The organism is Agrobacterium rubi TR3 = NBRC 13261 (genome assembly GCF_000739935.1).
Classification (GTDB): domain Bacteria; phylum Pseudomonadota; class Alphaproteobacteria; order Rhizobiales; family Rhizobiaceae; genus Agrobacterium; species Agrobacterium rubi.
Genome location: NZ_BBJU01000015.1, coordinates 37,101 through 50,959 on the forward strand (window position 1 = coordinate 37,101; position 13,859 = coordinate 50,959).

11 protein-coding genes are annotated in these 13,859 nt (G+C 58.1%); all 11 read right to left on the bottom strand.

The features are described from left to right. Positions 1-13: 13 nt before the first annotated feature. Entirely contained in the window at positions 14-1,681 is a 1,668-nt protein-coding gene (locus tag RRU01S_RS12780) for a ribonuclease J (protein ID WP_045230680.1), read from the bottom strand. A gap of 189 nt (positions 1,682-1,870) precedes the next feature. Beyond that, a complete protein-coding gene (locus RRU01S_RS12785) occupies positions 1,871-2,626 on the bottom strand; it encodes a biotin--[acetyl-CoA-carboxylase] ligase (protein WP_045230681.1) in 756 nt (251 codons plus the stop codon). Between the two features lie 11 nt (positions 2,627-2,637). Then, a complete protein-coding gene (nuoN, locus tag RRU01S_RS12790) occupies positions 2,638-4,080 on the bottom strand; it encodes an NADH-quinone oxidoreductase subunit NuoN (protein WP_045230682.1) in 1,443 nt (480 codons plus the stop codon). Positions 4,081-4,098: 18 nt separating this feature from the next. Further along, positions 4,099-5,610, bottom strand: a complete 1,512-nt coding sequence (locus tag RRU01S_RS12795) for an NADH-quinone oxidoreductase subunit M (protein WP_045230683.1) — start codon at positions 5,608-5,610, stop codon at positions 4,099-4,101. Further along, positions 5,610-7,607, bottom strand: a complete 1,998-nt coding sequence (gene nuoL / locus RRU01S_RS12800) for an NADH-quinone oxidoreductase subunit L (protein WP_045230684.1) — start codon at positions 7,605-7,607, stop codon at positions 5,610-5,612. Before nuoL ends, RRU01S_RS12795 begins: the two co-directional genes overlap by 1 nt. Positions 7,608-7,614: 7 nt before the next feature. Continuing rightward, complete coding sequence (nuoK, locus tag RRU01S_RS12805) at positions 7,615-7,923, bottom strand: NADH-quinone oxidoreductase subunit NuoK (RefSeq protein WP_042619655.1); 309 nt, start codon at positions 7,921-7,923, stop codon at positions 7,615-7,617. A 30-nt stretch (positions 7,924-7,953) separates the two neighbouring features. Further along, entirely contained in the window at positions 7,954-8,568 is a 615-nt protein-coding gene (locus RRU01S_RS12810) for an NADH-quinone oxidoreductase subunit J (protein WP_045230685.1), read from the bottom strand. Positions 8,569-8,702: 134 nt separating this feature from the next. Beyond that, positions 8,703-9,194 carry an NADH-quinone oxidoreductase subunit NuoI gene (gene nuoI / locus RRU01S_RS12815; protein ID WP_042619657.1) on the bottom strand — a complete coding sequence of 164 codons (492 nt, stop codon included), beginning with the start codon at positions 9,192-9,194 and terminating at the stop codon, positions 8,703-8,705. A 38-nt stretch (positions 9,195-9,232) separates the two neighbouring features. Beyond that, entirely contained in the window at positions 9,233-10,276 is a 1,044-nt protein-coding gene (gene nuoH / locus RRU01S_RS12820; RefSeq protein WP_045230686.1) for an NADH-quinone oxidoreductase subunit NuoH, read from the bottom strand. 12 nt (positions 10,277-10,288) lie between these two features. Next, positions 10,289-12,370: an NADH-quinone oxidoreductase subunit NuoG gene (gene nuoG, locus RRU01S_RS12825; protein ID WP_045230687.1), complete on the bottom strand. Its 2,082-nt coding sequence runs from the start codon at positions 12,368-12,370 to the stop codon at positions 10,289-10,291. A gap of 173 nt (positions 12,371-12,543) precedes the next feature. After that, a complete protein-coding gene (gene nuoF, locus RRU01S_RS12830; protein ID WP_045230688.1) occupies positions 12,544-13,848 on the bottom strand; it encodes an NADH-quinone oxidoreductase subunit NuoF in 1,305 nt (434 codons plus the stop codon). Between the last annotated feature and the right edge of the window lie 11 nt (positions 13,849-13,859).

Here is a 13,859-nt window from a genome sequence, read left to right on the forward strand (position 1 = left end):
CTCCCGAGACAGCCTACACCTTGGTGACGAAAACCGTCACGATCGGCTTCTTGCCCCAGACCTGATTGGCCGTGGCGCGCACGGCGCGGCGGATGGATTCGCGAACAATGTTCAAATCCTTGCGGCGCGCACGCGGAATGCTTTCGACGGCACCCAGCACGGCGTCATAGAGCGTGTCTTCCATGGCTTCGCCTTCGTCATCGAACTCCGGCAGGCCGAAGGCAACGACGTCAGGATCGCCCTGAAAATCGAAGCGGCTGTCGAGCAGAACATTGATCGAGACATGACCGGCGAAGGACAGCTTGCGACGGTCGCCAATACCCATTTCTTCGAAATCGCCCAGTAGGCGGCCATCCTTGAAGATGCGGCCATGCGGCGCATCATCGATGACCTCGGCTGGACCGGGTGCCAGACGCAGAATATTGCCGTTGCGGACCTTGGGAACCTGCCCAATGCCAGCCTGTTCGGCCAGTTCTTTCTGCGCCACCAGATGCGCGGCTTCACCATGCACGGGCACCAGAATCTGTGGCTTCACCCACTCATACATCTGTAGAAGCTCGTTGCGGCGCGGGTGACCCGAGACGTGAACCAAAGCCTCGTTATCCGTGACGATGTGAACGCCCTGCTCGATCAGGCCGTTCTTGATATCCTGAATGGCCTTTTCATTGCCCGGAATGGCGCGCGACGAGAAGACGACCGTATCACCAGACGCCAAAGCGACATTTCGCATTTCGTCACGCGAGAGCTTGGCAAGTGCTGCGCGCGATTCACCCTGCGAGCCGGTGAGAATGACGACGACCTTGTTGCGCGGAATATAGCCGAATTCATCTTCGGCCAGGAACGGCTTGATGCCTTCCATGATGCCGAGATCCTGGGAGACATTGACGACGCGCTTCAGCGAGGAGCCGAGCAGAAGCACTTCACGGCCTGCGCGTTCAGCTGCCTGGGCGATGGACCTGATACGCCCGACATTGGAGGAGAAGGTGGTGATCGCCACGCGTCCCTCGGCATTTTCGATGATCTGGCGAAGACCTTCCGACACCTGCTCTTCGGATGGCGAAACACCATCGCGCAGCGCATTGGTGCTATCGCACATCATCGCCAGCACGCCCTCTTCGCCGGCCGCGCGGAAGCGGGCTTCATCGGTGAACGGTCCGAGCGATGGTGCGTGATCGATCTTCCAGTCGCCCGTGTGCACGGCATTGCCGAGCGGGGTGCGGATGACCAGCGACATGGGTTCGGGAATGGAGTGATTGACACCGATGGCTTCGATCTCGAACGGGCCGACATTGATGCGGTCGCCCGCCTTGAACGGTGTGATCGGGATTTCGGCGCGCGTGCCCTCGTAATTGCGCTTGGCTTCCAGCATGCCGGCGGTGAAGCCGGAGGCATAGACCGGAACCTTGAGGCTTGGCCACAGATCGTTCAGCGCACCGTAATGGTCTTCATGCGCGTGGGTGATGATAATGGCCTTGAGGTTTCCGCGCTGCGCTTCGATGAAGCTGATATCCGGCAACACGAGATCGATGCCGGGCAGATCGAGGCCTGCGAAGGTTACGCCGCAATCGACCATGATCCACTGGCGCTTGGTCGCCGGGCCGTAGCCGTAAAGCGCCAGGTTCATGCCGATTTCACCGACGCCACCGAGCGGCAGGAATACGAATTCGTCTTTTGTTGTCATTAGTGTTTTTGTCCGATCATGCCTCGCCCCGCCACGTCTAACGACGCCTGCAAGCTCGGCTAAAAGCATCGTTTTCATCAAACGCGGCGGTACGGCCGATGCGGGGCCGAGCGGGCGTCCTGCATTTACCGAGCAGCAGGAATGCTCCAGATCACGATGTCGAACCTCGGCGCTGACGCACCGTGCAGTTCAACCGAAAAATACGTCGCCAGCGGCAATGGCGCGCGTGGGACCGCCATCTTCCTCCAGCAGCAGGAAACCCTTATCATCAATTCCGGCAAAACGCCCGTGGATAGAACGGTCTGGCAAATTGACGGTTATCGGCTCGCCGATGCCGCAGGCTGCCGCGCGCCACAGGCGCATGACGTCGGCAACACCCTGCCCGCGATTCCACATCTGAAGAATATGCGCGACTTCGCGAAAGAGGTGAGCGAAAAGCTCGTCAGGTCCGCAGGCCGCGCCGTGTTCGCCGAGCCGTGTGACGGGATAGGCCGGATTATCAGGCATATGGGCGATGTTGATGCCGATGCCGATGACGAGCGCCGTGCGCCCATCCGGCAAAGTTTCGGCTTCCATCAGAATCCCGCAAGTCTTCTTGCGTCCAATGAGAATATCGTTCGGCCATTTGATTTCGAGCGGCGCGCCACCGGCGGGTAGCACAGCCCCCACGGCGCGATAAACCGCCAGCGCAAAGGCCAGCGGTAAGGAGCCGATATGCTCCATGGATGCGGGATCGATCAGAAGAAGAGAGGCATAGAGATTGCCGGGCTCAGACACCCAAGGCCTGCCGCGGCGGCCACGGCCACCGGTCTGCCTTGCGGCTGTCACCCAGAGATTGCCGCCGTCGCCTGCCCTTGCGCGGGCGAAGCATTCCGCATTGGTCGATGTCGTCTCGGCCAAGGCTTCGTGCCGGAAGTCATCGACTGACACCCGGCCCGTTTTCATGCGTGTATCGCTCAAAAGAACGTCTTTGCTGCGACGGTGACCGCATTGCCCAGCACACCACCGAAGAGGATGAAGCCGAGGACAAAGAGGCCGGACAGCGCGTAAACGATCCGCAATTCTCCAGCGGCCTTTTCGAAGCCACCCTTGGCTTCATCGAACCACATAACCTTGACGATGCGCAGGTAGTAGTAAGCGCCGACGACCGAGGCGATCACGCCGATGACGGCGAGCGGGTAGAGATGCGCTTCAATGGCGGCCAGGAAGACGTAATACTTGCCGAAGAAGCCAGCCAGTGGCGGAATGCCTGCGAGCGAGAACATCATGATGGTCATGACGATGGCCATGAACGGATTGGTGGAGGCCAGACCGGCCAGATCGTCCACGTCTTCGACATTGCCGACATCCTTGCGGCGCATGGCGAGAATGCAGGCGAAGGTGCCGAGTGTCATGCCCATGTAGACGGCCATGTAGAGCAGCACGCCCGCAACGCCGGACTGGCTACCTGCGGCAAGACCGACAAGTGCATAGCCCATGTGGCTGATGGAAGAATAAGCCATCAGACGCTTGATATTGCGCTGGCCGATGGCTGCGAAGGCACCGAGCAGCATGGAGGCAATCGAGATGAAGACGACGATCTGCTGCCAGTCGGCAAAGACCGGCTGGAATGCATCGACAACGATCCGAACGAAGATGGCCATGGCGCCGACCTTCGGAGCTGCGGCCAGAAATGCCGTAACTGTGGTTGGTGCACCTTCGTAAACATCCGGCGTCCACATGTGGAACGGAACGGCGGAAATCTTGAACGCCAAACCGGCGAGCACGAACACCAGACCGAAAACGAGGCCGAGCGAGCGTGTTTCGGACGACAGGACAGCCGCGATTTCGGTAAAGCCGGTGTTGCCGGTGAAACCGTAGACCAGCGACATGCCGTAAAGCAGCATGCCGGACGACAGAGCGCCGAGAACGAAATATTTCAGACCGGCTTCCGTCGAGCGCAGGCTTTCGCGGTTGATGGCGCAGATGACGTAGAGTGCCAGCGACTGGAGTTCCAGTGCCATGTAAAGCGAGATCAGGTTGTTGGCCGAGATCATCAGGAGAATGCCGAGTGTTGCCAGAACCAGCAATACCGGGAATTCGAAGCGACCGATTGGCTCCACACGGCTGTGGCCGACTGACATGATCATGGCGACGATGGCACCGATGAGCGCCAGCACCTTCATGAAGTTGCCAAAGGCGTCGGCGACATAAACGCCGCCGAAGGCAACGCCCGTTGCCGGTGCAAAGATGATCCACAGACCGACGACGACCAAGAGCGCTACGGCAAGACCCGTAACCGTATTGGTCGACTTGTCCCCGGAGAAGACCCCAATCATAAGCAGCACCAGAGCGCCGACCGCAAGGATCAGCTCGGGCGTCGCGATGCGCAGACTGGCAAAAAGAATTTCAGCGGTCATGTCCTACGGGTCCTGTCGTCAGTTCAGAGAAAGCGCAACATTCTGCGCTGCCTGCAATGCGGCCGTATAATTATTGATCAAAAGGTCCACCGACGCTGCCGTAGCATCGAAAACCGGTGCCGGATAGACGCCGAAGAAAATCGTCAGTGCTACCAGCGGATAGAGAATGACCTTTTCGCGCGTCGAAAGGTCGAGCATGGATTTCAGGCTTTCCTTTTCCAGCGCACCGAAGATGACGCGGCGATAGAGCCACAGCGCGTAGGAGGCGGAAAGGATGACGCCCGTTGCCGCAAACAGCGCAACCCAGGTGTTGGCGCGGAATACACCTATGATCGTCAGGAATTCACCAACGAAGCCGGAGGTACCAGGCAAACCGACATTGGCCATGGTGAAGACCATGAAGGCCACGGCATATTTCGGCATGTTGTTGACGAGACCGCCATAGGCGGAAATCTCACGGGTGTGCAGACGGTCATAGACGACGCCGACGCAAAGGAAGAGCGCGCCGGAGACGATGCCGTGCGACAGCATCTGGAAGATCGCACCCTGCACGCCCTGAACATTGGCGGCGAAAATACCCATCGTCACGTAACCCATGTGGGCGACCGACGAGTATGCAATCAGCTTCTTGATGTCGTCCTGCATCATCGCGACCAGCGAGGTGTAGATGATGGCGATGACAGACAGCGTGAAGACGAAGGGCGCGAAATAGTCCGACGCAATCGGGAACATGGAGAGCGAAAAACGGATGAAACCGTAACCACCCAGCTTCAGCATGACACCGGCCAGAATAACCGAACCGGCGGTCGGGGCCTGAACGTGGGCATCCGGCAACCAGGTGTGAACAGGCCACATCGGCATCTTAACCGCAAAGGCTGCAAAGCAGGCGAGCCAGAGCCATGTCTGCATGCCAGCCGGGAAGCCGTGCTTCAGCAACTCTGTCATATCCGTCGTGCCAGCCTGCCAGTACATCGCCATGATGGCGAGCATGGTCAAAACCGAACCCAGCAGCGTGTAGAGGAAGAACTTGTAGGATGCGTAGACGCGATCTTTGCCGCCCCACACGCCGATGATGATGAACATCGGAATAAGCGTTGCTTCGAAGAAGACGTAAAAGAGAACCGTATCAAGCGCGACGAACACGCCGACCATGACGACTTCCAGAAGAAGGAAGGCGATCATGTATTCCTTGATGCGCTTTTCGATCGCGTTCCAGCTAGCCAGAACACAGAACGGCATCAGGAATGTCGTCAGGATGACGAACAGCATTGAGATTCCGTCAACGCCGAGATGATAAGCGGCGATATCACCGAACCACGCGTGCTTTTCCACCATCTGGAAGCCTGGGTTCGAATTGTCGAAGCCGATCCAGACGAAAAGCGAGACGATGAAGGTGAAGACCGTCGTCAGCAGCGATACGTTGAGAACGTTGCGGCGACCGAACGGACCGTTCGCATTCGTCAGAAGCAAGAGCACCACGCCGACGAGCGGCAGGAAGGTGACCGTTGAAAGAATAGGCCAATCGGTCATTACAGGGCACTCCCGAGCATCATCCAGGTGACAAGCCCGGCAATACCGATCAGCATCGCAAAGGCATAATGATAGAGGTAACCGGATTGCAGACGAACGACGCGGTTGGTCACATCAGCCACGCGCGCGGCAATACCGTTGGGTCCGTAGTGGTCGATAACCGCCACGTCGCCCTTTTTCCACAGGAAGCGGCCAAGCGCCTTTGCGGAGCGAACAAACAGGAAGTCGTAGAGTTCGTCGAAGTACCACTTGTTGAGCAGGAACTGGTAGAGGCCACGATGGGTCTCGGCCAGACGCTTCGGCGTCTCCGGCGACTTGATGTAGAAGTACCATGCGGTCACGAAACCAAGTGCCATGGCAATGAACGGGCTCCACTTGACCCACAATGGAACGTGGTGGAACTCTTCGAGGATTTCGTTGGATGGAAGCGTAAAGAGAGCGCCCTTCCAGAATTCCGCATATTCTTCACCGAAGAAATGGCCCTCGAACACGACACCCGCCAAGACAGCACCGACCGTGAGTACGAACAGCGGGATCAGCATGACCATCGGCGATTCATGGACGTGGTGCATGACATCTGCGGAAGCGCGCGGCTTGCCGAAGAAGGTCAGGAACGCCAGACGCCAGGAATAGAAGCTGGTGAATAGGGCTGCGATGACCAGAAGCGTGAAGGCGAAACCGGCGACCGCATTGTGCGAGGCATAGGCGGATTCGATGATCACGTCCTTGGAGAAGAAGCCGGCAAAGCCGAACATCGTGCCGGGAATACCGACGCCTGTCAGCGCCAGCGTACCGACCGTCATCGTCCAGAAGGTGATGGGGATGTGCTTGCGCAGGCCGCCCATGTGACGCATGTCCTGCTCGCCATCCACGGCGTGGATGACCGAACCGGCGCAAAGGAACAGCAGCGCTTTGAAGAAGGCGTGCGTGAACAGGTGGAACACGGCCGCACCATAAGCGCCAACGCCGAGCGCCACGAACATGTAGCCGAGCTGCGAACAGGTCGAGTAAGCGATGACGCGCTTGATATCGTTTTGCACCAGACCGACGGTCGCGGCGAAGAAAGCGGTGATCGCGCCGATGAGTGTGACAAAGGTCAAAGCGTCCGGCGACAGTTCGAAAATCGGTGACATGCGGGCGACGAGGAACACGCCAGCCGTAACCATGGTGGCGGCGTGAATGAGCGCCGACACAGGTGTCGGGCCTTCCATAGCATCCGGCAGCCACGTGTGCAGCAGGAACTGCGCCGACTTACCCATGGAGCCCATGAACAACAGCAGGCAAACACCGGTCAGCGCATGCGCCTTGTCCAGCTGCATGCCGAACAGGTTGATGACGACATCGGTAGATGCTGCGCCATCGGCAGGCAGGTAGGTGCCAGCGGCTGCAAAGATCGTTTCGAAATTGACCGAGCCGAACAGCACGAACAGGCCTGAGATGCCGAGGATGAAGCCGAAGTCACCGACGCGGTTGACGATGAAGGCCTTCATGGCGGCGGCAGAGGCCGATGGCTTCTTGTACCAGAAGCCGATCAGTAGATAGGACGCCAGACCCACGCCTTCCCAGCCGAAGAACATCTGCAACAAGTTGTCGGATGTGACCAGCATGAGCATGGCAAAGGTGAACAGCGACAGATAGGCAAAAAAGCGCGGACGATGCGGATCGTGGTGCATGTACCCGATGGAGTACAGGTGAACCAGGGTGGACACGGTATTGACGACCACGAACATGACGGCTGTCAGCGTATCGATACGGAAGGCCCATTCGACATCGATGCCGCCGGACTGGATCCATTGCAGCACGGTCACCTTGATGACTTCGCCGGGCTCGTGGCTGAGAAGCGCCAAGTTGATGAAAACGATCCACGACAGGATCGCGACGATGATCATCAGGCCGGTTGTGACATATTCCGAGGCTTTGGCACCGATGGAGCGACCGAAAAGGCCAGCGATCAGGAAGCCGATCAGCGGAAGAAAGACGATAGCTTTGTAAATCATAGCCTTATCAGCCCTTCATCATATTGACGTCTTCCACGGCAATCGATCCGCGGTTGCGATAGAAGACAACGAGTATTGCAAGACCGATGGCAGCTTCCGCAGCCGCGACGGTCAGAATGAACAAAGCGAAGACCTGGCCGACGATATCGTTGAGGAACGACGAGAACGCCACCATGTTGAGGTTGACCGCAAGCAGGATGAGCTCGATCGACATGAGGATGACGATGACGTTCTTACGGTTGAGAAAGATACCGAAGATGCCGATCGTGAAGAGGACCGCGCTGACCGTGAGGTAATGGGAAAGACCGATTTCCATAATATAATTTTCCTTGGATCCGTTCGCGCCTTATATGCCCTGACCCGGCTTGACCTTAACCGTCGTAACGGCGGTCTTCGGGTCGCGGCCAACCTGCGTGGCAATGTCCTGTCGCTTGATATCGGTGCGGTGACGCAGCGTCAGCACGATCGCGCCGATCATGGCCACCAGCAGAACCAGACCGGCAAGCTGGAAGAAGTAGACGTAGTTCGTATAGAGCACGTCGCCGAGTGCAGCCGTATTGGCGCGCTCCAGCGGGTTCGGGATCGGCATGGTAATCGACTTCGCCGCCTGCGGGTTGAGCACGCTGCCACCTACGACGATGATGAGTTCGGCTGCCAGAATGATACCGATCAACGCGCCGATGGGCGCATATTGCAGCACGCCGGAGCGCAATTCTGCGAAGTCCACATCCAGCATCATGACGACGAAGAGGAACAGCACCGCCACAGCGCCGACATAAACCACCAGCAGGATCATGGCGAGGAACTCAGCGCCCGTCAGCAGGAAGAGAGCCGCTGCGTTGAAAAAGGTCAGAATGAGGAACAACACCGAATGAACGGGGTTCTTCGAAGCGATGACCATGAACGCAGACGCCACGGCGACGAAAGCGAAGATGTAAAAGAATACAGCGTGCAGACCCATGTTGGTGCCTTTTTGTCCTCACCGGACAAACGCGACCCTGAAGCCGCATGCCCGTTTCGTTCCCGCCAGCGATAACCGACGGGCATTGACTGTTTACCCTCTCCGAAGCAGCGCTCCGAAGAAACCATGCTGCCTTAACGGTAAGGCGCATCCAGAGCAAGGTTGCGAGCGATTTCACGTTCCCAACGGTCGCCATTATCGAGAAGGCGCTGCTTGTCGAAATACAGCTCTTCGCGGGTTTCCGTCGCGAATTCGAAGTTCGGCCCCTCAACGATGGCATCGACAGGGCATGCTTCCTGGCAGAAGCCGCAATAGATGCACTTTACCATGTCGATATCGTAACGAACTGTGCGGCGCGTGCCATCGTTGCGGCGCGGGCCGGCTTCGATGGTGATGGCCTGGGCAGGACAGATCGCTTCGCACAGCTTGCAGGCGATGCAGCGTTCTTCACCGTTTGGATAACGACGAAGCGCATGTTCACCACGGAAACGTGGAGAAACCGGACCCTTTTCGAAAGGATAGTTCACCGTTGCCTTCTGTTTGAAGAAGTGACGCATCGTCAGGAAGAAGGCGCCAACGAATTCCTTAAGGAACAGTGAATTGACGGCTTGTGAAAGACTGGCCATCTCAACCTCCAAATCTGCAAGCGAGGACTGCGAACATCTTATGCCCCCGCCGTCAGCTTGAGTACGAATGCAACAATCACGACCATGGCGAGCGAGAGCGGAAGGAAGACCTTCCAGCCGAGACGCATCAACTGGTCATAGCGGTAACGTGGAACGAATGCCTTCACCAGACCAAACATGAAGAAGACCATGCCGCCCTTCAGGATGAACCAGATGATACCCGGTACCCAGTTCAGGAACCAGACATCCACGATGGGAAGCCAGCCGCCCAGGAACAGGATGGTCGTCAGGCAGCACATCAGAACGATGGCAGCATATTCGCCCAACATGAACATCATGTACGGGGTGGAGCCATACTCCACCATGTGACCGGCCACAAGTTCCGATTCTGCTTCTGGCAGATCGAACGGTGGACGGTTGGTTTCGGCCAGCGCCGAGATAAAGAAGATGATGAACATCGGGAAAAGCGGCAACCAGTGCCAATCCAGGAACGATGCCGGCAGGCCGAGCGACGTACCAATGCCGGAATGCTGCGCGTTGACAATGTCAGTCAGGTTCAGCGAACCGACGCACAGCAGAACGGTAACGATGACGAGGCCGATGGAGACTTCGTAGGACACCATCTGAGCGGCAGAACGAAGCGCACCGAGGAAGGGATACTTCGAGTTCGACGCCCAGCCACCCATGATGATGCCGTAGACTTCAAGCGACGAGATCGCGAAGATGTAGAGAATGCCGACATTGATGTTGGCGATGACCCAGCCCTGATTGAACGGGATCACGGCGTAGGTTGCCAGTGCCAGTGTCACGGCAACCAACGGAGCCAGCAGGAACACGGCCTTGTTGGCACCGGATGGGATGACCGGCTCTTTCAGAATGAACTTCAAAAGGTCGGCGAAAGACTGGAAAAGACCGAAGGGACCAACGACGTTGGGACCCCGGCGCAGCTGAACGGCTGCCCAGATCTTACGGTCGGCAAGCAGAAGGAAAGCGATCGACACCAGCAACAAAACGAGAAGAAGCAGGGACTGGCCGACAATAATCAGCGCTGGCCAGACATAGCTCCAGAAAAACGATTCCATAGTCCCCTACCCTTACTCTGCCGCAGCCTTGAAGTTGTTGCGGGCCAATGCGGAACATTCGGCCATGACGGCGGACGCTCTCGCAATCGGGTTCGTCAAATAAAAATCCTTAACCGGCGAGGCAAAGCCTGCCTTGTTGAGGGTGCTTACCTGCGTGGCGAGCGTTTCAATCGCTGCCACGTCAGACACGGCAATCTCGTCAGCATCGGCAAAATGCGGATGCGCGATGTAAAGCTGAGCGCGCAGAGCAGACAACGAGTCGAACGGCAGCTTGTGGCCGAGAACATCGGACAGCGCACGCAGGATCGCCCAGTCTTCGCGGGCTTCGCCCGGTGCGAAACCGGCGCGGTTGCCCATCTGCACGCGTCCCTCGGTGTTGACCCAGATACCGGACTTTTCGGTATAGGCAGCACCCGGCAGGATGACATCGGCAGCCATTGCGCCAGCATCACCATGCGAACCGATATAGACGGTCAGTTCTGCAGTCTTGGCGGAAAGATCAATCTCGTCTGCGCCGAGCAGGAAGAGAACTTCGGACGATGCAGCGATGGAAGCGGCGTTGGCCGACTTGTCCGCTGGGACAAAGCCGATATCCAGACCACCAACGCGGGCAGCAGCCGTGTGCAGAACAGAGAAGCCGTTCCACTCGGCCGAAACGACGCCAACGGAAACAGCCAGCTTTGCAGCCGCAGCCAGCACAGCGGCACCGTCTTCACGCGACAGAGCGCCCTGCCCGACGATGATCATCGGGTTCTTCGCAGCCTTCAGCTTTTCAATGAAGCTGTGCGAACCGGAGGCCAGATCGGACAGCGTGTCCGTGCCTGAGCCGAGATATTCGTATTCATAACGCAACTCGCTCGCTTCACCGATGACAGCAATCGGGAAGCCGCCACGGCGCCAGCGCTTGCGAATGCGTGCGTTGAGCACGGAGGCTTCGTAGCGCGGGTTGGAGCCGACGATCAGCAGCGCGTCGGCATGTTCGATGCCTTCGATGGTGGCGTTGAACAGGTAGCTTGCGCGACCGAGCGATGGATCGAGCGCTGCGCCATCCTGACGGCAATCGACGTTGGTCGAACCCAGCGACGCCAGCAGCGACTTCAATGCGAACATTTCTTCGACGGAAGCCAGATCGCCAGCGATAGCGCCGATCTTCTCTCCCGAGGTCGAGGCAACGCCAGTCTTGATGGCGGCAAAAGCTTCGCCCCATGTGGCAGGCTGCAAACGGCCATCCTTGCGGACATAGGGCTTGTCGAGACGCTGGGTCTTGAGGCCATCCCAGATGAAGCGGCTTTTGTCGGAAATCCACTCTTCATTGATCGCTTCGTTGACACGCGGCATGACGCGCATGACTTCGCGGCCACGGGTATCGACGCGGATGGCAGAACCGAGCGCATCCATTACGTCGATGGTTTCGGTCTTGCCGAGTTCCCAAGGACGGGCGGTGAAGGCGAAAGGCTTGGAGGTCAGCGCACCAACCGGGCAGAGATCGACAACGTTGCCCTGAAGCTCTGAGGTCATCGCCTGCTCGAGATAGGTCGTGATTTCGGCATCTTCGCCACGACCGATCAGACCCAGTTCGGAAATGCCAGCAACTTCCGTGGTGAAGCGAACGCAGCGTGTGCAGTGAATGCAGCGGTTCATGACCGTCTTGACGAGCGGTCCGATGTATTTGTCTTCCACCGCCCGCTTGTTTTCAGAATAGCGCGAGCCCGGAATACCGAAGGCCATCGCCTGGTCCTGAAGGTCGCATTCGCCACCCTGGTCGCAGATGGGACAATCGAGCGGGTGGTTGATGAGCAGGAATTCCATCACGCCTTCGCGGGCCTTCTTGACCATCGGCGTGTTGGTGAAAACTTCCGGCAATTCGCCGTTGGGACCGCCACGAATATCGCGAACGCCCATGGCGCAGGATGCGGCAGGCTTGGGCGGTCCGCCCTTCACCTCGATGAGACACATGCGGCAATTACCCGCAACCGACAAACGCTCGTGGAAACAAAAGCGCGGAACTTCGGCACCAGCCTCCTCGCACGCCTGCAACAGCGTGAAATGATCCGGAACCTCGATCTCTTTACCGTCAACCTTGAGCTTTGTCATGGTCCTACTTACGTCCTGTTGCCTGTCCGTCGCGCATGATCATGCGGTCCAGGACAAATCCTGATGGCATCCGGCTTAGACTCAAAAAGTGCCGAATGCTTTAACGATGTAAGGGACCGGTACACCCGATCCCCGCCCCTCGCAACACCCTTCGGGCGTTACTTTGGCCGGTGTTACTCGGCAGCCTCAAGCACAGCGCCATCATCCATGGCTCTGTAGGTATATTCATCGATCCGCTTTTCGATTTCCGGGCGGAAATTGCGGATCAGCGCCTGAACCGGCCATGCAGCCGCATCACCAAGCGCACAGATGGTGTGGCCTTCGATCTGCTTGGTTACTTCGAACAGCATATCAATTTCGCGCTTCTGCGCGTTGCCCTTGACCATGCGCTCCAGCACGCGCCACATCCAGCCCGTGCCTTCACGGCATGGCGTGCACTGGCCGCAGCTCTCATGCTTGAAGAAGGCCGCAATACGGGCGATGGCCTTGATGACGTCGGTAGACTTGTCCATGACGATCATGCCGCCGGTGCCGAAGGAAGACTTCACTTCGCGCATGCCATCGAAATCCATGATGGCGTCCTTCATGTCCTCACCGCGAACGATGGGGCACGATGCGCCGCCTGGAATAACGCCGAGCAGATTGTCCCAGCCGCCACGAATGCCACCGCAGTGACGCTCGATCAGTTCCTTGAAGGACAGGCCCAGCGCATCTTCGAAGGTGCACGGGCGCTCGACGTGGCCCGAGACCATGAACAGCTTGGTGCCGACATTGTTCGGACGACCGATGGAGGAGAACCAAGAAGCGCCACGACGCAGGATGGTCGGTGCAACGGCGATGGATTCGACGTTGTTGACCGTGGTCGGGCAGCCATAGAGACCCATATTGGCCGGGAATGGAGGCTTGAGGCGCGGCTGGCCCTTCTTGCCTTCGAGGCTTTCAAGAAGCGCCGTTTCCTCGCCGCAGATGTAAGCACCTGCGCCGTGGTGAACGTAAACGTCGAAATCCCAGCCGTTCTTGTTGTTCGTGCCCAGCAGACCCGCGTCATAGCATTCGTCGATCGCCGCCTGAAGCGCCTCGCGTTCGCGCATATATTCGCCGCGAACATAGATGTAGGCCGTGTGTGCACCCATGGCGAAACCTGCGATCACGCAGCCTTCGATCAGCGTGTGCGGATCATGGCGCAGGATTTCGCGGTCCTTGCAGGTGCCGGGCTCGGATTCATCTGCATTGACGACGAGGTAATGTGGACGGCCATCGCTTTCCTTCGGCATGAAGGACCATTTGAGGCCAGTCGGGAAGCCAGCACCACCACGACCACGAAGGCCGGATGCCTTCATTTCGTTGATGATCCAGTCACGACCCTTTTCGATGATCTGCTTTGTGCCATCCCAATGACCGCGCGCAAGCACACCCTTCAACGAGGTGTCCTTGAGGCCGTAGAGATTGGTAAAGATGCGATCCTGATCTTTTAACATGCTTGACCTCT